This is a genomic window from Streptomyces sp. NPDC002018 (assembly GCF_042890865.1).
GTDB lineage: Bacteria > Actinomycetota > Actinomycetes > Streptomycetales > Streptomycetaceae > Streptomyces.
This window is the reverse complement of the sequence record NZ_JBIASO010000021.1, coordinates 1-19,974: the sequence shown is the minus strand read 5'-3', so window position 1 is coordinate 19,974 and position 19,974 is coordinate 1. Positions and strand designations below refer to the sequence as shown.

General features: G+C 70.9%; 20 protein-coding genes. 10 read left to right on the top strand and 10 right to left on the bottom strand.

Annotated elements, in window-relative coordinates; translation table 11 throughout:
* Positions 1 to 224: 224 nt before the first annotated feature.
* Together ACFYYH_RS28095 and ACFYYH_RS28090 are read right to left on the bottom strand one after the other, a co-directional pair.
* Positions 225 to 1,778 carry an MFS transporter gene (locus ACFYYH_RS28095; RefSeq protein ID WP_388556570.1) on the bottom strand — a complete coding sequence of 518 codons (1,554 nt, stop codon included), beginning with the start codon at positions 1,776 to 1,778 and terminating at the stop codon, positions 225 to 227.
* Positions 1,775 to 2,323 (bottom strand): TetR/AcrR family transcriptional regulator, encoded by a 549-nt coding sequence (locus ACFYYH_RS28090; RefSeq protein ID WP_388556566.1) that lies wholly within the window; start codon positions 2,321 to 2,323, stop codon positions 1,775 to 1,777. Before ACFYYH_RS28090 ends, ACFYYH_RS28095 begins: the two co-directional genes overlap by 4 nt.
* 92 nt (positions 2,324 to 2,415) lie before the next feature.
* Between ACFYYH_RS28090 and ACFYYH_RS28085 the strand changes: the two genes are divergently transcribed.
* On the top strand, positions 2,416 to 2,943 hold the full coding sequence (locus ACFYYH_RS28085; protein ID WP_388556565.1) for a hypothetical protein: 528 nt from the start codon (positions 2,416 to 2,418) through the stop codon (positions 2,941 to 2,943).
* Between the two features lie 102 nt (positions 2,944 to 3,045).
* On the opposite strand, the gene argH is transcribed toward ACFYYH_RS28085, so the two are convergent.
* The 3 genes from argH to ACFYYH_RS28070 all read right to left on the bottom strand — a co-directional run bounded on the left by argH (position 3,046) and on the right by ACFYYH_RS28070 (position 6,366).
* The gene (gene argH / locus ACFYYH_RS28080; protein ID WP_388556562.1) at positions 3,046 to 4,473 is read right to left on the bottom strand and encodes an argininosuccinate lyase; all 1,428 of its coding nucleotides are present in this window, start codon (positions 4,471 to 4,473) and stop codon (positions 3,046 to 3,048) included.
* A gap of 172 nt (positions 4,474 to 4,645) precedes the next feature.
* Positions 4,646 to 5,842 (bottom strand): argininosuccinate synthase, encoded by a 1,197-nt coding sequence (locus ACFYYH_RS28075; protein ID WP_388556561.1) that lies wholly within the window; start codon positions 5,840 to 5,842, stop codon positions 4,646 to 4,648.
* Positions 5,843 to 5,925: 83 nt separating this feature from the next.
* Entirely contained in the window at positions 5,926 to 6,366 is a 441-nt protein-coding gene (locus ACFYYH_RS28070) for a DUF488 domain-containing protein (RefSeq protein WP_388556558.1), read from the bottom strand.
* A gap of 82 nt (positions 6,367 to 6,448) precedes the next feature.
* Between ACFYYH_RS28070 and ACFYYH_RS28065 the strand changes: the two genes are divergently transcribed.
* From ACFYYH_RS28065 to ACFYYH_RS28045, 5 genes are all read left to right on the top strand, one after another.
* Positions 6,449 to 7,042, top strand: coding sequence for a pyridoxamine 5'-phosphate oxidase family protein (locus ACFYYH_RS28065; RefSeq protein WP_388556555.1), 594 nt, complete (start codon positions 6,449 to 6,451; stop codon positions 7,040 to 7,042).
* 209 nt (positions 7,043 to 7,251) lie between these two features.
* Positions 7,252 to 8,016 (top strand): L,D-transpeptidase, encoded by a 765-nt coding sequence (locus tag ACFYYH_RS28060; RefSeq protein WP_388556552.1) that lies wholly within the window; start codon positions 7,252 to 7,254, stop codon positions 8,014 to 8,016.
* Positions 8,017 to 8,203: 187 nt separating this feature from the next.
* Entirely contained in the window at positions 8,204 to 9,535 is a 1,332-nt protein-coding gene (locus ACFYYH_RS28055; RefSeq protein ID WP_388556873.1) for a ferric reductase-like transmembrane domain-containing protein, read from the top strand.
* A gap of 8 nt (positions 9,536 to 9,543) precedes the next feature.
* On the top strand, positions 9,544 to 10,161 hold the full coding sequence (locus tag ACFYYH_RS28050) for an FMN-binding protein (RefSeq protein ID WP_388556549.1): 618 nt from the start codon (positions 9,544 to 9,546) through the stop codon (positions 10,159 to 10,161).
* The gene (locus ACFYYH_RS28045) at positions 10,161 to 10,943 is read left to right on the top strand and encodes an FAD:protein FMN transferase (RefSeq protein WP_388556546.1); all 783 of its coding nucleotides are present in this window, start codon (positions 10,161 to 10,163) and stop codon (positions 10,941 to 10,943) included. Before ACFYYH_RS28050 ends, ACFYYH_RS28045 begins: the two co-directional genes overlap by 1 nt.
* Positions 10,944 to 11,081: 138 nt before the next feature.
* Here the strand turns inward: ACFYYH_RS28045 and ACFYYH_RS28040 are convergent, their stop codons facing one another.
* From ACFYYH_RS28040 to argC, 5 genes are read right to left on the bottom strand one after another with little or no spacing between them, the layout of a single operon-like run.
* Positions 11,082 to 11,618 (bottom strand): arginine repressor, encoded by a 537-nt coding sequence (locus ACFYYH_RS28040; RefSeq protein WP_388556543.1) that lies wholly within the window; start codon positions 11,616 to 11,618, stop codon positions 11,082 to 11,084.
* 7 nt (positions 11,619 to 11,625) lie between these two features.
* Positions 11,626 to 12,825 (bottom strand): acetylornithine transaminase, encoded by a 1,200-nt coding sequence (locus ACFYYH_RS28035; protein ID WP_388556540.1) that lies wholly within the window; start codon positions 12,823 to 12,825, stop codon positions 11,626 to 11,628.
* A complete protein-coding gene (argB, locus tag ACFYYH_RS28030) occupies positions 12,822 to 13,754 on the bottom strand; it encodes an acetylglutamate kinase (RefSeq protein WP_388556537.1) in 933 nt (310 codons plus the stop codon). Before argB ends, ACFYYH_RS28035 begins: the two co-directional genes overlap by 4 nt.
* The gene (argJ, locus tag ACFYYH_RS28025; protein WP_388556535.1) at positions 13,751 to 14,929 is read right to left on the bottom strand and encodes a bifunctional glutamate N-acetyltransferase/amino-acid acetyltransferase ArgJ; all 1,179 of its coding nucleotides are present in this window, start codon (positions 14,927 to 14,929) and stop codon (positions 13,751 to 13,753) included. The genes argB and argJ overlap by 4 nt, the downstream gene beginning before the upstream one ends.
* Positions 14,926 to 15,954 (bottom strand): N-acetyl-gamma-glutamyl-phosphate reductase, encoded by a 1,029-nt coding sequence (gene argC / locus ACFYYH_RS28020; RefSeq protein WP_388556532.1) that lies wholly within the window; start codon positions 15,952 to 15,954, stop codon positions 14,926 to 14,928. The genes argJ and argC overlap by 4 nt, the downstream gene beginning before the upstream one ends.
* A 212-nt stretch (positions 15,955 to 16,166) precedes the next feature.
* Between argC and ACFYYH_RS28015 the strand changes: the two genes are divergently transcribed.
* The 4 genes from ACFYYH_RS28015 (at position 16,167) to ACFYYH_RS28000 (ending at position 19,881) form a co-directional block, all read left to right on the top strand.
* Positions 16,167 to 16,970: a TnsA-like heteromeric transposase endonuclease subunit gene (locus ACFYYH_RS28015; protein WP_388556529.1), complete on the top strand. Its 804-nt coding sequence runs from the start codon at positions 16,167 to 16,169 to the stop codon at positions 16,968 to 16,970.
* A gap of 31 nt (positions 16,971 to 17,001) precedes the next feature.
* Positions 17,002 to 18,318 (top strand): hypothetical protein, encoded by a 1,317-nt coding sequence (locus ACFYYH_RS28010; protein WP_388556526.1) that lies wholly within the window; start codon positions 17,002 to 17,004, stop codon positions 18,316 to 18,318.
* Entirely contained in the window at positions 18,281 to 18,886 is a 606-nt protein-coding gene (locus ACFYYH_RS28005) for a hypothetical protein (protein ID WP_388556524.1), read from the top strand. Before ACFYYH_RS28010 ends, ACFYYH_RS28005 begins: the two co-directional genes overlap by 38 nt.
* Before the next feature lie 380 nt (positions 18,887 to 19,266).
* Positions 19,267 to 19,881, top strand: coding sequence for a hypothetical protein (locus ACFYYH_RS28000; protein ID WP_388556521.1), 615 nt, complete (start codon positions 19,267 to 19,269; stop codon positions 19,879 to 19,881).
* Positions 19,882 to 19,974 lie beyond the last annotated feature (93 nt).

The following is a 19,974-nucleotide window of genomic DNA, read 5'->3' as shown; positions in this document are numbered from 1 at the left end:
ACCGGTCGCGGCGCGCCCGGGTCGCCGCGCGTCCCGGTCGCCGCGCGTTCCGCTCCGTATCCGCCGTCAGCGGGAACGGCGCGGGGCGGTGGCGAGGCCGTCGAGACGGCGGGCGACGGGGGCGCGGGGCGGAGGCTCCGGTTCCAGGCCCGCGCGGCCCCCGCGACTCCGGGCGACCTCGTGTGCCCCGCTTCTCCGGCCTCTCCGGCCTCTCCGGCCTCTCCTCAGTGTGTGACGGATTCCTCCAGCCGCTGTCCTCGCAGCAGGAACCAGGCCGCCACCGCGGTCGCCAGCAGGACCGCCGCGCCCACGCCCGCCGCCAGCCGGAACCCGTCGACGAAGGCGTCCTGCGCCGCGGCCACCAGGGCCGGGCCCGAGCGGCCTGGCAGGCCCGCCGCCGCCTCCACCGCCCCGCCCAGCGACTCATGGGCGGCCGAGGCCGTGTCCGCCGGGATTCCGGCGGGCGTGGGGAACGCGCGGTACACCCCGGTGACGACGGACCCCAGCAGCGCGATCCCGAGCGCCGCGCCCAGTTCGTACGCCGTCTCCGAGACCGCGGAGGCCGAACCGGCCTGTTCCTTGGGGACGCTGGAGAGGATCACATCCGCCGTGACGGTGAACGAGAACCCCGCGCCGACCCCGACGACCAGCAGCACCACACCCAGCAGCGGATAGCCGGTGGAGCGGCTGAGGACCGTGACCACCGCCAGCGCCAGCCCGATGGCCGCCAGACCGCCCGCCACCACCGCCCGTACCGAGTAGCGGCGGGCGACCGTCCCCGCGATCAGCCCCGCCGTCACGGCGCCGACCGCCGCGGGCAGTTCCGCGAGACCCGCCTCCAGGGGCCCGCGCCCCTGGACCAGTTGCAGGAACTGCGACAGGAAGAAGACCAGCCCCGACAGACCGAGGATGGTCAGCAGATCGGCCAGCACCGCGCCGGAGAAGCCCCGGTGATGGAAGAGCCGCATGTCCAGCAGGGGCGCGGGCAGGGTGAGCTGACGCCGTACGAACCGGTGCAGTGCCATCGCGCCGGCCGCCCCCGCGACCGCGACGTCCCAGCCAGGACCGTGTGCCGCCGCCTCCTTCACGGCGTATACGAGGCCGACGACGCCGACCAGGGACAGCAGCACACTGGTCATGTCCCACGGGCCCGGCGCGGGGTTCTTCGACTCGGGCAGCAGCCTGGCGCCGACGAGCACCAGCACCGCCATCACGGGCAGGTTGATCAGGAAGACCGAGCCCCACCAGAAGTGCTCCAGCAGAAAGCCGCCGACGACCGGGCCGACCGCGGCGCCCGCCGAGGCCATCGCTCCCCAGATACCGATGGCGAGGCTGCGCTCCCTGGGGTCGTGGAAGATATTGCGGATCAGGGCGAGCGTGGCCGGCATCAGGGTCGCGCCCGCCACCCCGAGCAGCGCCCTGGCCAGGATCATCATCTCCGGGCTCGACGCGTAGGCGTTCAGCACGGAGAGCCCGCCGAACGCGACCGCGCCCGTCAGCAGCAGCTTCTTACGGCCGATACGGTCGCCGAGGCTGCCCATGGAGACCAGCAGTCCGGCGATGACGAAGGAGTAGATGTCGCCGATCCAGAGGAGCTGTGTCCCGGACGGCGCGAGATCCTCGCTGAGGAACGGGGTGGCGAGGCCGAGTACGGTCGCGTCGACCGCCACCAGCAGGACGGCCAGGACGAGCACGGCGAGCGCGAGCCACCGTCCCGGACGGGGTACGGGCTTCGTCTCCGACGCCGTGGCCGTCGCCGTCCGGTGGGTGCTGGTCATGTCCTCACGCTCCGCTGTGCGCCGCCGAGCAGCAACTCGACGATCATGTACTGGAAGTCCTTGGTGGCGACCCGGCCGTCCTGGGTCACCCAGGCGCCCGCGCTGATCAGCCCGTAGAGCGCCTCCGTCAGCCAGACATGGCTGAGATCGATCCGGAACTCGCCCCGCTCCTGGCCGCGCCGGAAGAGCGCGGAGCAGCGGGCGTCGATCCGCGCCCAGCCGTCGGACACCTCGCCCTCGAAGAGCTGGTTCTCGGTGAGCAGGAAGGCGAGCAGTCCGGCCGAGGGCTCGATCCGGCCGACGAGCCTGCGCAGCGCCTCGGCCGCCGTGCCCTCGTCCAGCCGGGCGGCGTCGAGCGCCGTCTCCATCTCCTGGATACCGAGCTGCTCCAGCGCCTTGACCAGGGCGTCACGCCCCGCGAAGTGCCGGTGGAGCGTCGCGCGCCCGATGCCCGAGGCCCTCGCGACCTCGTCCATGGTGGCGGTCGCCTTACGGGTGAGAAGCGCGGCGGCGGTGCGCAGCACCTGATCACGATCGACGGTCATGAGCCAACCATAACCCACATGAGACATGGACGTCTCATTCCATACATGACCGCTCCGACTCACGCCCCTTGAGGGCGGGAAGGAACACGCGTATGAAGTCCTCGCGGAAGCCGCTTCTGCTGATCGACATCGACGGTCCGCTCAACCCGTATGCCGCACTGGCCGCCCCACGGCCTCCTGACGGTTATGCCCGCCATCTGATGCGGCCCTCGCTCTGGGCGCGGACGCGGCCGGGTCCGCTGCCCGTGCTGCTCAGCCCCGGGCACGGCACGGAACTGCTGGCGCTCTCGGAGCTGTACGAGCTGGTCTGGGCGACCACCTGGGAGAACGACGCCAACGAGTGGATCGCACCGTTGCTCGGGCTGCCGGAGCTGCCGTACATCGCCTGGCCCGAAACACACGGATGGGCCCCTCGCGGGACCCTGTGGAAGACGCAGTACGTGCTGGAGTACGCGGCCGGGCGGCCGTTCGCGTGGGTCGACGACGAGATCACGTCGTACGACCGTGCGTGGGTGGACCAGCGGCATCCCGCCGCCCTGCTGCTGTCGATCGATCCCTGGACCGGGCTGGCCCGGCCGGACTTCGAGGCGCTCGCGGAGTGGGCGGCGGCGCTGGAATGACGAGGAGCCGGCCCGGTACCCCGGACCGGCTCCCGCCGTACGTCCCGGCCGGGGCTTGTCGTACGTCCCGGCCGGCTCGTCTCGCCGGCCGGCCGGTTCCCGCTACTTCTTGGCGGCGGCCCAGGCGTGCTGTATCACCAGATCGGCCTTGACCTCGGAGAGCTGGACGGCCACGGCCGACGGGGCCGTACCGCCCCTGCCGTCACGGGACGCCAGCGCGCCCGGCACATTGAGCACCGACCGCACCTCGGGGGTGAGATGCGGGGAGATCTTCGCGAACTGCTCGTCCGTCAGCCCGTCCAGCTCGATGCCCAGCGCCTCGCACTCCTTGACGCACTCCCCCGCGACCTCGTGCGCCACCCGGAACGGCACCCCCTGCCGCACCAGCCACTCGGCGATGTCCGTGGCGAGCGAGAAACCGGCCGGAGCCAGCTCCTCCATCCGTGCCCGGTTGACGGTCAGCGTCGCCATCATCCCGGTGAAGGCCGGCAGCAGGACCTCCAACTGGTCGCAGGAGTCGAAGACCGGCTCCTTGTCCTCCTGGAGATCGCGGTTGTACGCGAGCGGCAGGGCCTTCAGCGTGGCCAGCAGGCCGGTGAGGTTGCCGATGAGCCGGCCGGACTTGCCCCGCGCCAGCTCCGCGATGTCCGGGTTCTTCTTCTGCGGCATGATCGAGGAACCGGTGGAGAAGGCGTCGTGCAGGGTGACGAAGGAGAACTCCTTCGTGTTCCAGAGGATGACCTCCTCCGCGATCCGGGAGAGGTTGACGCCGATCATCGCGGTGATGAAGGCGAACTCGGCGACGAAGTCGCGGGAGGCCGTGCCGTCGATGGAGTTGCCGACGGAGCCGCGCTCGAAGCCGAGGTCCGCGGCGACCGACTCCGGGTCGAGCCCGAGCGACGAACCGGCCAGGGCGCCCGAACCGTACGGAGAGACCGCCGTCCGCTTGTCCCACTGCCGCAGCCGCTCCGCGTCCCGGGAGAGCGACTGCACATGCGCCAGCACATGGTGGGCGAAGAGAACGGGCTGGGCGTGCTGGAGGTGCGTACGGCCCGGCATCGCGACGGCCGGGTGCGCCTCGGCCAGTCCGACCAGCGCGTCCTGGAGATCCGCGATCAGCCCGCCGATGATCCGGGCGTGGTCGCGCAGGTACATCCGGAAGAGCGTGGCGACCTGATCGTTGCGGGAGCGTCCGGCGCGCAGCTTGCCGCCGAGGTCGGGGCCGAGGCGCTCCAGCAGTCCGCGCTCCAGGGCGGTGTGGACGTCCTCGTCGGCGATGGTGCCGGTGAACGAGCCGTCGGCGACATCCGCTTCGAGCCGGTCGAGACCGGCGAGCATACGGGTCAGTTCGTCAGCGGTGAGCAGTCCGGCCTTGTGGAGGACACGGGCGTGGGCACGGGAGCCGGCGATGTCGTACGGCGCGAGCCGCCAGTCGAAGTGGACCGACGCGGAGAGCTTGGCCAGGGCCTCGGCGGGTCCGTCGGCGAAGCGGCCGCCCCAGAGCCGGACGTCACCGTTGTTGCTGCTCACAGCTGCTCCTTGAAGGGATCGGGAAGTACGACCGCCTCCCCGCCGCGGAGGAACGGGGAGGCGGACCGAGCGGGGGGACGGACCGCCGGGGCCGGCGGCCGTGTCGGCCGCCGCACCCGGCGTCCGCGTCGGGCGAGGGTGGGGTGAGGGCGAGAGTGAGGGCGAGTTCCGGCTAGGCCTGGAGATCGCGCCGGGCGGCGATCTTCGACGAGAGACCGAAGATCTCGATGAAGCCCTGCGCCTTGGACTGGTCGAAGGTGTCGCCGGAGTCGTAGGTCGCGAGGTTGAAGTCGTACAGCGACTCCTCCGACCGGCGCCCGCTCACCACGGCCCGGCCGCCGTGCAGGGTCATCCGGACCTCGCCGGTGACATGCTGGTTCGCCTCGTTGATGAAACCGTCCAGGGCCCGCTTGAGCGGGGAGAACCACAGACCGTCGTAGACCAGCTCGCCCCAGCGCTGCTCGACCTGCCGCTTGTAGCGGGCCAGCTCGCGCTCGACCGTGACGTTCTCCAGCTCCTGATGCGCGGTGATCAGCGCGATCGCGCCGGGGGCCTCGTACACCTCGCGGGACTTGATGCCCACGAGCCGGTCCTCGACCATGTCGATCCGGCCGATGCCCTGGGCGCCGGCCCGCTCGTTGAGCTGCTGGATCGCCTGGAGGACGGTGACGGGCCTGCCGTCGACGGCCACCGGCACGCCCTCCTTGAAGGAGATGACGACCTCGTCGGCCTCACGGGCGACGGCCGGGTTCTGCGTGTACTCGTAGATGTCCTCGATCGGCGCGTTCCAGATGTCCTCCAGGAAGCCCGTCTCGACGGCCCGTCCGAAGACGTTCTGGTCGATGGAGTACGGCGACTTCTTGGTGGTCGCGATCGGGAGGTCCTTCTCCTCGCAGAAGGCGATCGCCTTGTCCCGGGTCATCGCGTAGTCGCGGACCGGGGCGATGCACTTCAGATCGGGGCCGAGAGCGGAGATACCGGCCTCGAACCGCACCTGGTCGTTGCCCTTGCCGGTGCAGCCGTGGGCGACGGTGCCGGCGCCGTGCTTCTGGGCGGCGGCGACGAGGTGCTTGACGATCGTCGGCCGGGAGAGGGCGGAGACCAGCGGGTAACGGTCCATGTAGAGGGCGTTGGCCTTGATCGCCGGCAGGCAGTACTCCTCGGCGAACTCGTCCTTGGCGTCCGCGACCTCGGCCTCGACGGCACCGCAGGCGAGCGCGCGCTTGCGGATGACGTCCAGGTCCTCGCCGCCCTGGCCGACGTCCACGGCGACGGCGATGACCTCGGCGCCCGTCTCCTCGGCGATCCATCCGATGGCGACGGAGGTGTCCAGTCCGCCCGAGTAGGCGAGTACGACGCGCTCGGTCACGGGTATCTCCTTACGGTGCATTCACTGATGGGTATAACTATGCGGGACACCGTATGGTTTTGTCAAAGCGCTTCCTCGTGGCCTCATGCTCCGCCTCCCCCATGGCCTCCCCCGTGGCCTCCCTCGCGGCCTCTTCCGTGTGCTCCCCGGTGCGCTCCCCGGCGCACCTCCGCCGCCAGCAGCGGAGCGTGGGAGTACCGCAGATCCTTGGTGGCGGTGAGCAGCGTCAGCGTGTCCCCGTCGGTGAGTTCACGCAGCCGGCCGAGGGCCTCCGCGTGATCCGGTGCGGCCAGCTCCGCGCCGTACCGCTCCGCGAACTCCTCGAACCGCCCGGGGTCGTGCCCGTACCACTTCCGCAGCTCCGCCGAGGGGGCGGCGTCCTTGAGCCACGCGTCCAGCTCCGCCGCCTCCTTCGCCAGACCACGGGGCCAGAGCCGGTCGACCAGGACACGGGTCCCGTCCTCCGGCTCCGGCGCCTCGTACACCCGGCGTACCCGCACCTCGTGCTCCCGCTTCTTCGTCATCGCTCCATGGTCGGTCCGGCGGAGCGGTCCCACGACCCGGAATTCCCCCGTCGGACGGGCGCGGGCGCGGATAATCGGCGCCATGGGAAAGCGCTACGAACGGATCGACGGCCGGATTCGCACCTTCATCGAGGAACAACCCGTCTTCTTCACCGCCACCGCTCCCCTGGCGGACGACGGCCATGTCAATCTCTCGCCCAAGGGGCGGGCCGGCACGCTCGTCGTGATCGACGAGCTGACGCTGGCGTATCTCGACTTCGGCGGCAGCGGCGCCGAGACCATCGCGCATCTCCGGGAGAACGGCCGCATCACGCTGATGTGGTGCGCGTTCACCGGGCCGCCCAAGGTGCTGCGGGTGCACGGGCGGGGCGAGCCGGTCTTCCGTGACGACCCGCGCTGGGCCGCGTACATCCCGTACTTCAAGGACACCGACGGGCCCGGCGCCCGCGCGATCATCGTGATCCACGCGGTGCGCATCGGGGACGCGTGCGGATTCGCGGTGCCCTTCATGGACTACCGGGAGGAACGGACGCAGCACGCCGAGCACTTCGGCCGGAAGTCGGACGAGGAGTTCGCCGCGTACTGCGCGAAGAAGGACCATGTCGGGGTGAGCCTGGACGGGCTGCCCGCGCTGCCACTGCCGCTGCCCGAGCGGGTGGACGGAACGGTGGCCTGAGGACCGGACGGTGGGCTGAGGGCGAACGGTGTGCCGAGGGCGCGGGTACGCCGGTCGGCGGCCGTGTCGGGCGGACGGGTGGGTGACCGGTGTCCCGGACCGGGCGCGTGACCGGTGTCGCGTGCCGGCGCGGGACGGCACGGCTGTACGGAGTAACGCGGCGGCGGCCCGGGAGGCCGTGCCACGGGGGTCGGCATACGGTCCGAACCATGCGTACCGCTCTTGTGCTCGCCGCCGCACTGCTCGCCGCTGTCGCCCCCGCCCCCGCCGCACCGGCTTCCGCCGCCGTCCCGGCCGCCGCCCCAGGGACCGCCCCGGGGACCGCCTCCGTCGCCGGCATGACGCTCCCCGAACGGATGGCGGACACCGGCGGCGGCAGTCAGCTCATCACCGCGCAGGCCCGCCGCACCGGAGCGACCACGGGCCGGGTGACCTGGTGGGACCGGCGCGACGGGCGCTGGGTGAAGGCCGGGTCCGCCCCCGCGCGCTTCGGGGCGGGCGGTCTGGTGAACGGCGCCCGGCGGGCACAGGGAACGTCCACGACCCCGACCGGGCTGTACGACCTGCCGTACGCGTTCGGGATCGCCCCGGCGCCCCGGGGGACGAGGACGGGCTACCGCCGGGTGACACCCACGTCCTGGTGGTGCCAGGACACCGGCTCGCGCTCGTACAACCGCTGGGTGGAGGGCCCTCTGCCCATGGACTGCCGGGCGAGCGAGTCCGAGCGGATGGCCGACTACCGGCGCCAGTACGACCACGGATTGGTCATCGGCTTCAACTACGACCGGCCGGTGCGCGGCCGGGGCGCCGGGATCTTCCTCCACGCCAACGGCAAGGGGTCCACGGCGGGCTGCGTGTCCGTGCCGTCCGGGGCGATGAAACGCATCCTGACCTGGGCGGATCCGCGCCGCGCGCCGCATATCGCGATCGGCACCCCGTCCGGCCCGACCGCCATCACCGCCGTCGCCAAGTGACCCTCGGGCACCGCCTGGGCGCCGTCTGACCACGCTCGCAGGACCGGCCGGAGAACGAACTCGTCGCCTTCCCACGCCACTTCGTTGAACCCGCCGTCGCTCAAATCCGTATCGGCGGTCACGAAGGAAGGTGAGGAGCAGTCCTGTGGCGATTTTGCACAACGGCCGGGCCGCCAGACGGCAGACCATGCGCGCGATACGCCCGCGGAGGTCGGGCGCGCTGCCGCTGCTCGTGATGTGCTGGGCGGGCGCGGCGGCCGTCATGACCCTGTGGTGGCAGAACACCCCGGTCGTCCATCTCGACGCGGCCGAGTGGCTGCTCGGGGCCGGGCGGCTGACCGGGCTGCTCGGCGGGTACGCGATCGCCCTCGTGGTGGTGCTGATGGCACGCGTTCCCGCGCTGGAGCGACGGGTGGGGTCCGACCGGGTCACGCGCTGGCACGCGACGGGCGGGCGGTACGCGGTGGGCCTGGTGGTCGCCCATGTCCCGCTGACCGTCGGGGGGTACGCGCTCCAGGCGAATTCGGCGGTCGTGGCGCAGACCGTCACGGTCGTCACCGAGTTCCCCCGGATGATCGAGGCGACGGTGGGGACGGTACTTCTTCTGGTGATCGGCTTCGTCTCGGCGGGGGCGGTGCGCCGCAGAATGCGGTACGAGACCTGGTACTACCTCCATCTGCTCACCTATCTCGCGGTCTATCTGTCCTTCTGGCACCAGCTCGCCACCGGCGCCGAGTTCGTCGGGAACCCGGCGGCCCGCACCGCCTGGTACGTGCTGTACGGCGCGGCCGGCGCGCTGCTGCTCCGGTACCGCGTGCTCGATCCCATCCTGCTCAACCGGCGTCACCGGATGCGGGTCGAGCGGACGGTGTACGAGGCGCCCGGTGTGGTCTCCGTACTGATCACCGGACGGCGGCTGCACCGGCTGGGCGCCCAGCCCGGACAGTTCTTCCGCTGGCGGTTCCTCACCGACGGACTGCGCTGGAGCTCCAATCCGTACTCGCTGTCGGCCCCGCCGCGGCCGGATCTGCTGCGGATCACCGTGAAGGCGAACGGCGAGCACAGCGAGGCCCTGGCCCGGCTGGAGCCGGGCACCCGGGTCTGGGCGGAGGGGCCGTACGGGGCGATGACGGCGGAGCGGCGCAGCAGGGAGAAGGTGCTGATGATCGCGGGCGGCGCCGGGATCACGCCGATGCGGGCCCTGTTCGAGACGCTGCCCGGCGGGCCGGGCGATCTGACCCTGCTCTACCGGGCGAGCAAGACCGAGGATCTGGCGCTCTGGGCCGAGTTGCGGGCGATCGCGTCGGCGCGGGGCGCGCGGCTGCTGTACGCCGTCAACGGTCCGGACGGTGTACGCCCCGAGATCACCCCACGGCGGCTGCGGGAGCTGCTCCCGGACATCGACGACCACGATGTCTTCGTCTGCGGACCCGCCGGACTGGCCCGTCAGTCGTACGAGGCACTGCGCGAGGCGGGCGTGCCCACCCGTCGTATCCATCACGAGTCCTTCGAAATGTGAGGCAGCCGGTGAAGAGGAAGCATCCGTTCCGGCGGATCATGATCGGCGTCGCAGCGACCGCGTCGGGCGTCGTCCTGCTGCTCGCGCTGAAGCAGCCCGGCGGTTCGTCGGTGGCGAGCGCGACGGGTGCGGCGGACGCGGCGGGTGCGGCCAGGCCCGGTGGCGGGGTCGCCGCCTCGGCGGGAGCCGCCGGGACGGGGGCGGGGGCCGCGGCCCCGGGGAAGAACGCGGGTGCGGCCCCGGGCACGGGCGGCACGGCCGGCACGGATCCTGGCACAGGCGCGGGCACCGGCACGGGTACCGGCGCGGGCACAGGCGGAGGCGGGGGCACAGGCGGGGGCGGGGGCGCAGGCGGGGGCGGGGGCGCCCGGAGCGTGCTCGGGAACGCCGTGGACACCCAGTACGGCCCGGTCCAGGTACGGATCACCCTGAGCGGCGGCAGAATCACCGCCGCCGAGGCGGTCCAGTCCCCGGACGGCGGCATTTCCGCCAACGCCGTCCCCCGCCTCAACCAGGCCGCCGTCACCGCCCAGAGCGCCCGGATCGACGCCGTGTCCGGCGCCAGTTACACCAGCGAGGGGTACCAGGACTCGCTCCAGAGCGCCCTCGACAAGGCGGGGGTCTGATGCGCCACGGGGGCGGACGGCTCCGCCATGTGGAGGAGTCGATGGGCACGGTCTTCTCGTTCGACATCCGCGGGATAGGGGACGAGGAACGCGTCCGTGCCGGGCTGCGGGCCGCAGTGGCCTCGCTGCACAGCGCCGACGAGATCTTCTCGACGTTCCGCGCCGACAGCCAGATCAGCCGGCTGGCCCGTGGCGAGCTGGCGCTGTCCCAGTGCGCGGACGAGGTGCGCGAGGTGCTGGAGCTGTGCGCGATGGCGGAGCGGGAGAGCGAGGGGTGGTTCACGCCCCGGTACGCGGGCGGTCTCGATCCCACGGGCCTGGTGAAGGGCTGGGCGGTGGAACGCGCGGCCCGGACGCTCGTCTCGGCCGGGGCCTCCGCCGTCTGTCTCAACGGCGGCGGCGACATCCAACTGGTGGGCGGGCCTTGGCGGGTGGGGGTCACCGACCCGCTGCGCCCCGGTGGACTGGCCACGGTGATCGCCAGCGAGGGCACCCTGGGGGTGGCGACCTCGGGACCGGCCGAGCGCGGCTGCCATGTGCTCGACCCCCGTACGGGCCGGCCGCCGGTCCATGGCCCCGCGTCGGTCACCGTGGTCTGCCCCGGGGGACTGACCGTGGCCGACAGCCGGGCGACGGCCGCGTACGCCATGGGACGGCAGGCCCAGGAGTGGCTGGAGGGGCTGGCGAACACCGAGGGCTTCGGTGTGCTGGCCGACGGCCGCCGGTGGACGACCAGCGGTTTCGGCCGTTACACCGACTCCGTCGCCGAGGTGAGCGTCTGACCCGGTGCGGAGCGGAGCGGCGCGGACTCCGCCGGGTCCCGGGGCCGGACGCGCCGACGCCCCGGGACGGGGAGACGGGGGCCGGGACCCCGGGCCGGGGAGACGGGGGCGGGGCCCCGGCGCTGAACCGCCCGGCCCTCAGCGGTCGTTCTGGGCCAGCTTCAGCAGATGGTCCGCCAGCGCCTGGCCGCCCGCCGGATCACGGCTGATCAGCATCAGGGTGTCGTCACCCGCGATGGTGCCGAGGATGTCGCTCAACTCGGCCTGGTCGATGGCCGAGGCGAGGAACTGGGCCGCGCCCGGGGGTGTGCGCAGGACGACGAGATTGGCCGAGGCCTCGGCGGAGATGAGGAGTTCACCGGCGAGCCGGCGCATCCGCTCCTCCTTCGCCGACTCGCCGAGCGGGGCGTGCGGGGTGCGGAAGCCGCCCTCGCTGGGGACCGCGTAGATCAGTTCACCCCCGGTGTTGCGGATCTTCACGGCGCCCAGTTCGTCCAGGTCGCGGGAGAGCGTCGCCTGGGTGACGCTCAGCCCGTCGTCCCCGAGCAGTTTCGCCAACTGGCTCTGGGAGCGCACCGGCTGCCGGTTGAGGATGTCGACGATCCGGCGGTGGCGGGCGGTTCTGGTCTGCGGCACGGACTGCCCGCCGTGCTCGGTGCCCTGGGCCTCGGTCATCGTCGTCTCATTCCCCGGATCGTCCGTCCCCGTACGCGCTGTCGAGGATGCCGGGCAGCGCCCGCAGGAACGCGTCCACCTCGGCGTCGCCGATGATCAGCGGCGGCATCAGCCGTACGACGTCGGGGGCGGGCACGTTCACCAGGAATCCGGCACCCTGAGCCGCCTGTTGCGCCTGGGGCGCGCGGGGCTCGGTGAGCACGATACCCAGGAGCAGACCGGAGCCACGGACATGGGAGACCAGCGGATGGCCGAACGCCTCGATTCCGTCGCGCAGTTTCTCGCCCAGCCGCTTCACCTGGTCGAGGAGGCCGTCGGCCGCGAGTGTGTCGAGTACGGCGAGTCCCGCGGCGCAGGCAACCGGGTTGCCGCCGAACGTCGTGCCGTGATGGCCCGGCTTGAGCAGATCGGCCGCGACTCCGAAGGCGACCGTCGCGCCGAGCGGCAGACCGCCGCCCAGTCCCTTGGCGAGGGTGACGACATCGGGCTCGACCCCCTGGTGGGCCTGGTACTCGAACCAGTGGCCCGTGCGGCCCACACCGGTCTGCACCTCGTCCAGGACGAGCAGGGTGCCGGTGGCGCGGGTGATCTCCCGGGCCGCCTCCAGATAGCCCTTGGGCGGGACGACCACGCCGTTCTCGCCCTGGATCGGCTCGATGATCACGAAGGCCGTCTCCTCGGTGACCGCCGCGCGCAGCGCCTCGACGTCTCCGTACGGGACATGGGTGACCTCGTCGGGCAGCGGCAGGAAGGGCTCCCGCTTCGGCTGCTGGCCGGTGAGGGCCAGCGCGCCCAGGGTGCGGCCGTGGAAGCCGCCGTCGGTGGCGACCATGTGCCGGCGGCCCGTCAGCCGGCCGATCTTGAAGACGGCTTCGTTCGCCTCGGCGCCGGAGTTGCAGAAGTACACCCGTCCCGGCCGGCCGAAGAGCTGGACCAGCCGTTCGGCGAGGGCGACGGGCTGCTCGGCGACGAAGAGGTTGGAGACATGGCCGAGGGAGGCGATCTGACGGGAGACGGCCCCGACGATCGCGGGGTGCGCGTGGCCCAGCGCGTTGACGGCGATACCGCCGACGAAGTCGGTGTACTCCGTGCCGTCCGCGTCCCAGACCCTGGCTCCCTCACCGCGTACGAGAGACAGCTTCGGCGTGCCGTAGTTGTCCGTCATGACGTTCTGCCAGCGCTGTGAAAGCTCCTGGTTGCCGGTCACTTCGCTCCCTCTTCGCTTGCGTTGCGTGCGTGGACCCCGTCGGGTCCGTCGGGCACGACCATCGTGCCGATGCCCGAGTCGGTGAAGATCTCCAGCAGGATCGAGTGCGGTACCCGGCCGTCGAGCACCCGCGCGGTCCTGACACCGTTGCGTACGGCGTACAGACAGCCCTCCATCTTCGGCACCATGCCGCTGGACAGCTCGGGCAGCAGCTTCTCCAGCTCGGTGGCGGTGAGCCGGCTGATCACGTCGTCGCTGTGAGGCCAGTCCTCGTACAGCCCCTCGACATCGGTGAGGACCATCAGCGTCTCGGCGCCCAGCGCGGCGGCGAGCGCGGCGGCCGCGGTGTCCGCGTTGACGTTGTAGACATGGCCGTCGTCGGCGCTGCGCGCGATGGAGGAGATGACCGGGATCCTGCCGTCGCCGAGCAGCGCCTCGATGGCGCCGGTCTCGATGGCGGTGATCTCGCCGACCCGGCCGATGTCGACCAGTTCCCCGTCGATCCGCGGCCGGTGCCGGGTCGCGGAGATGGTGTGCGCGTCCTCGCCGGTCATTCCGACGGCGAGCGGGCCGTGCTGGTTCAGCAGTCCGACCAGCTCCCGCTGGACCTGCCCGGCCAGCACCATCCGTACGACGTCCATCGCCTCCGGGGTGGTGACCCGCAGCCCGGCCTTGAACTCGCTGACCAGCCCGTGCCGGTCGAGCTGGGCGTTGATCTGGGGGCCGCCGCCGTGCACGACGACGGGCTTGAGGCCGGCCTGCCGCAGAAAGACGACATCCTGGGCGAAGGCGGCCTTGAGGTCCTCGTCGATCATGGCGTTGCCGCCGAACTTGATGACGACGGTCCTGCCGTTGTGGCGGGTCAGCCAGGGCAGCGCCTCGATGAGGATCTGCGCCTTGGGCAGCGCGGTGTGCTTACGGGCGGTCATGAGCTGTACGCGCTGTTCTCGTGGACGTACTCGGCCGTGAGGTCGTTGGCCCAGATGACCGCGGACTCCGTGCCCGCGGCCAGATCGGCGGTGATCCGCACCTCGCGGTAGCGCATGTCGACCAGCTCGCGGTCCTCGCCGACGGCACCGTTGCGGCAGACCCATACACCGTTGATGGCGACATTGAGCAGGTCGGGCTCGAAGGCGGCGCTCGTGGTGCCGATGGCGGAGAGCACCCGGCCCCAGTTGGGATCCTCGCCGTGCACGGCGCACTTGAGGAGGTTGTTACGGGCGATGGAGCGGCCCACCTCGACGGCGTCGTCCTCGGTGGCGGCGTTGATCACCTCGATACGGATGTCCTTGGAGGCGCCCTCGGCGTCCCCGATGAGCTGACGGGCCAGATCGGCGCAGACCGTACGGACCGCCTCGGCGAACTCGTCGTACGCGGGGGCCGCACCGGACGCGCCGGAGGCGAGCAGCAGCACGGTGTCGTTGGTGGACATGCAGCCGTCGGAGTCGACGCGGTCGAAGGTGGTACGGGTGGCCGCGCGCAGGGCGGTGTCCAGCACGGACGCCTCGACATCGGCGTCGGTGGTCAGGACGACGAGCATGGTGGCCAGGCCGGGGGCGAGCATGCCCGCGCCCTTGGCCATGCCGCCCACAGTCCAGCCGTCACCGGCGGCGACGGCGGTCTTGTGGACGGTGTCGGTGGTCTTGATGGCGATGGCGGCCTTCTCGCCGCCGTGCTCGGACAGTTCGGCGGCGGCCTTCTCGATGCCCGGCAGCAGCTTGTCCATGGGGAGCGGCAGACCGATGAGCCCGGTGGAGGCGACGGCGATCTCGCCGGCGCTGTGCTCGGCTCCGCCCGGCCCGCCGGGTCCGTTGAGCACCTCGGCGGCCTTCTCGGCGGTGGCGTGGGTGTCCTGGAAGCCCTTCGGGCCCGTACAGGCGTTGGCGCCGCCGGAGTTGAGGACGACGGCGCCGACCTCGCCGCCCTTGAGCACCTGCTCGGACCAGAGGACGGGGGCGGCCTTGACACGGTTGGAGGTGAAGACGCCCGCGGCGGCGCGGCGCGGACCCCTGTTGACCACGAGGGCCAGGTCCGGGTTGCCGTTCTCCTTGATCCCGGCGGCGATGCCCGCTGCCGTGAATCCCTGCGCTGCGGTGACGCTCAAGGTGCCACTCCGATCGTGGAAAGTCCGGTGTCCTCGGGGATTCCGAGGGCGATGTTCATGCTCTGCACCGCGCCGCCGGCGGTCCCCTTGGTGAGGTTGTCGATGGCGCTGATCGCGATGATGCGGCCCGCGGACTCGTCGTGGGCGACCTGGATCTGTACGGCGTTGGAACCGTGGACGGACGCCGTGGCGGGCCACCGCCCCTCGGGGAGCAGATGGACGAAGGGCTCGTCGGCGAAGGCCTTCTCGTAGGCGTCCCGTACGTCCTGGGGTGTGGTGCCCGGCTTCGCCTTGACGGAGCAGGTGGCGAGGATGCCGCGGGACATCGGGGCGAGGGTGGGCGTGAAGGAGACGGTGACCCGCTCCCCCGCGGCCTCGCTGAGGTTCTGGATCATCTCGGGGGTGTGCCGGTGGCCGCCGCCGACGCCGTACGGGCTCATGGAGCCCATCACCTCGGAGCCGAGCAGATGGGGTTTGGCCGTCCTGCCCGCGCCGGAGGTGCCGGAGGCCGCGGTGATCACGGCCTCGGGCTCGGCCAGGCCGGCGGTGTACGCCGGGAAGAGCGCGAGCGAGACGGCGGTGGGATAGCAGCCGGGCACCGCGACGCGCTTGGACCCCTCCAGCGCGGCACGGGCGCCCGGCAGTTCGGGAAGCCCGTAGGGCCAGGTCCCGGCGTGGCCGGAGCCGTAGAACCGCTCCCAGTCGGCGGCGTCCTTCAGCCGGAAGTCGGCGCCCATGTCGATGACGAGCACCTCGTCCCCGAGCTGCTCGGCGACGGCGGCGGACTGTCCGTGGGGCAGTGCGAGGAACACGACCTCGTGCCCGGCGAGCACCTCGGCGGTGGTCGCCTCCAGCACCCGCTCGCCGAGCGGCAGCAGATGCGGCTGAAGCCCCCCGAGCCGCTGCCCGGCGTTGGAGTTCCCGGTGAGGGCCCCGATCTCGACCCCGGGGTGGCCGAGCAGCAGCCGCAGCAGTTCCCCGCCCGCGTATCCGCTCGCTCCAGCCACTGCCACGCGTACAGTCATCGAAAGTCCTCCTCCGGCGATGGCATGACTATACGTTCGCCCGCAGCATTATGCAATGGTGTGCTACGCCGCCGCCTGGGCCTGTTGTGACCGAGAATTTTAGTTGGCACACGGAGCGCGCTAGTTGGCAAATCTTGGATCCGTAACGCTGTGTTGCGGTCAGTACCGAAGAAGCGCCCCCATCGTCGGCCGAGCGGTGCTGCTCTAAGTGAGTGGGCGAGGCAGCGTTTGCGAAGATCCCGTCGGATTCAAGTCATCTGGACCAGCTTGTCACTGCGTACGACGGGGACGCCGGGCTGCAGGATCGGTTGCGGCTCGGCGATGACTGGGTACGTCGGTGGAGCTCGACATGGCAGGTGGGCGACGGCAAGATCTGCTGGCCGATCCGCGATATGGCTCACGTACCTGTGCTGTCGTCCCGGCCGATGCGGGGGTTCACGTGGCGGGCGAAGCAGCGGCACCGCCCCGGCCTGGAGGCAATGGCGTCAGCGGGCGGGAAGCATGGCTTCGAGTCGCTGAAGGAAGTGAGCCTGCTGGTCGCGCTGGACTTCTTGAGGGCATCGGAAGTGCTGTCGCAGCCGTTCCGGCTGGACTTCGAGCATGCGGGCGGGCATGCCTGGCACATCCCGGACTTCCTGGCCGTGATCGGCGGTGGGATGTGGTTGCTGGACGTCCGCCCGATGGAACTGATCAAGGAAGAGGACGCGCTGAAGTTCGCGGCGGCCAGGGAAGTGGCGGCTGCCTGCGGCTGGCGGTACTCGGTGGTCGCGGGCTGGCGACCGCATGTCTGGAGCGTCCTTGACCACCTGTCCTCGCGCCGGCGGCCGGCGAGGGACCTTCTCGGCATGCGCGAGCAGCTGCTCACCGCTATCAGCGGGCAGCAGGGGCAGGCGATGACGTTCTCCGACCTGGCGGAGGCGACCAGCGTGCCTTCCGTTGGCCGGGCGAACATCGTCCGGCTGCTCTGGCACCGCGAGCTCGGCGTTGACCTGGGCAGTCCCGCCACAGCTCACTGATCTGGGCGGTGTGATGGCTGCGAGGGGATTCTTGCAGATCGCGCCGGGTAGGCGGGTCGCGCTCAATGGCGTCGAGTGGACGGTTGGCGACGTCCACGGTCAACTCGGCCGGCTCGTCCTCGTGGATGACGACGGCCGCGCGGAGACCCGCTCGTTCCGTTGGCTCATCAACCATGCTGACCTGCGGCTTCTTCCGGCAGTCGAGTCAGGGCGCCCGCCGCCGGTCGCCCGGCAGCCGAGGACACTGGCCGACTTGACCAAGGACCAGTTAGAGCGGGCCCGGTTGCGGGCGGCGCACGTGCTGGAGGCCGAGACGGGGTTCCGGGAGGGCCACCCGGCTCGGGCCCTGCTGGGTGAGCCCCGGCTGGCCTACGACCCGGACCGCACGACGTTGACTCAGCGTCGGTACGCGAAGGCTGCGGAGATAGAGGCGATGCCCCGTCCGGAGGCGGTCCGGTGCGGTCTGCAGCACCTCAGCTACCGGACGCTGGTACGTCTGTCGGGACTGGCGGGCGACAGTCTCCTGCTGGCCTGCGCGGACGGGCGCTGGACGCGGCGACGCAGCGGGCACCGCACCATCACGAAGGAGGTCCGGGAGGCGATCTTCGCGGTAAAGGCCGAGTGCGGCCCACGCGCCCGCCTGAGCCAGGGTGCCAAGCACCGGTTGATGCACCAGTACATGCGTGAGCGGTTCCCGACGTTTCCCGCTGAGAAGATCCCTTCACGCTGGACGCTCGCGGCCGTCTGGAAGGAGTGGTTCGGGCCCGGCGGAGCTCGGCCGCGTTACGGGCGGACGGCGGAGGCGGCCGCGGAGGCCGGGGTCTCCGGCCGGGTGGTGGTCCACAGGCCGGGCCAGGTTCTGGTGCTGGACTCGACCCCGATGCCGGTGAAGCTGCGCGAGACCGTGTTCGGCGACGCGATCACCGCGACGCTGACCCTCGCACTCGATCTCTACACGCACGGGCTGCCGGCCTTCCGGCTCACGCTCCAGTCCGACACCTCGGTCGACATCGCGATGCTGCTGCGGGACGTGATGCTGCCGCTTCCGATGCGGGACGGCTGGGGCAAGGACATGGAATGGCCCTACGCAGGGGTGCCGGCCGAGGTAAATCGCCGAGTTCACCGGGCACCGGGTCGCTGCTCTGCCGTTCTTTGCCCCGGAGACGGTCACCACCGACCACGGGGGCCCCTACAAGAATCACGACCTGGTGGAAGCCGAAACGGAGATCGGCTGCCGGATCCTGCCTGCTCGCGTCCTGCGGCAGACCGACAAGTTCGCGGTCGAGCGCCAGTTCCTCACCATCCAGACCATGCTCTTCGAGCACCTGCTGGGATTCACCGGCGGTGACGTCGCGGACCGCGGGGCCGACCCGGAACGCGATGCGAGCCTCACGCTCGCGCAAGCCGAGCACATCATCGCGACCTGGATCGTCCAGATCTGGCAGAACCGTAAACTAGGCGAATACGCCCCGAGTTGGGCGCCGGGTGAAGACCACAGCCCCAACACCCTGTTCGCTGCCGCGATGGAACAGGGCGGCTTCGACCTGGACTTCCCCGAACCGAGCTTCTACTACAAGGTCCTGCGCAAACACCACGTGAAGATCCATCCTGGTCGCGGGGTGAAGATCCTCGGGCTCTGGTATCACCACCCGGTCTTCGACGAGCCGCGCTTCCAGCAACCCTCCGCCCGGGGCGGCGAACACGCGGGCAAGTGGGTTGTCCGCAGTGACCGGAGGGACCGCCGGCAGGTGTTCTTCCAGGACCCTGCCGACCACGAGACCTGGCATATTCTGCGCTGGAGAGGACTGCCGCCCGAAGGTGAGATCCCTGCTTTCTCGGACAAGACTGCCGACGCCCTGCTGACACGCGTGAGGGCGAACAAGATCAGGATCCATTCCGAGAGCGAGCTCCTGTAACATCTGCTCGGGATCCTCGGCTCGGTCACCCCAGTCGACCAATGGCCCAGCCAGGCCAAGAGGAAGGCCGGAAAGAAGCAGCGCGTCGCCCAAGCCCGCGAGATCACCCGCGCACAGGCTGCGGCCGCTGACCGCCCCGCCGCACCCGCCATCGCGGATGAGCTAGCTCCGGCTGAGATGCCCGCGGCCTGGGCCGAGCACGCCCGCACGATCGACCACGCGGTCGACGCCGACCGCCGTCGACGACGCGAAGAAGCCCTCGCCGACGTCAAGCCCGTGGCCCCGGCAACGCTGCACGAGGCCCTGAACCGGCGTCCCATGTTTCGGCTTCCGCCCCCCGACGGCTCGGAAGCCGATACACCTGTCCAGGAGGACCACACGTGACCCGAGCCCTCTCTCACGATGATCCGCTGGACGGTCTGCCTTCACGAGCCAGGATCGCCGAGCTGATCCTGGGCAGCCGCCCGCCCCTCGACACCTACGTTGGCTGGCAGCACTACCGCACCCACTACGACCTACTCGTCCCCGCTCCGACGATCTCCCCGCAAAAGTGGTCGATGCTCCCTGAGAGCCGCCGGTACGACTACGACCTCTACCGGGAGCTGACGAACGCGAACCTCCCGCTGCAGGACACCCCCATGCATGACAAGGTCGGCAAGCTGATCCGGCGCCGGTTGAGCGGCAACACGAGGAAGAAGAACGACCCGACCCGCGCCGGCATCATGATCAGCGGCTGGGGCAACTACGGCAAGACCGCGTCTGTCTGCTCAGCCGGGGCCGTCTTCGAAAAGCAGTGGCTGGAACTCCACAGCCACCTCAACCCCCAGGCTCTGCCGGGCACCCGTGATCTCCACGCACCGATCGTCTATGTCTCGACCCCGGTGACAGCAACCCCGAAAAGCCTTTGCACGTCGATCTTAGGCTTCTTCCGGGCCCCGACCCGCAAGTCGGCCACGCTGCCGGAACTGGTACGGCAGGTCGCCGACTCCCTTTAGACGTCGTTTCTTATGGCGTGGTCAGTCGTTGAACGATGCATGGCGGATCTGGTTGAGCGGTTGGTGCCGGATGAGTTGTGGGTGTTGTTCCGG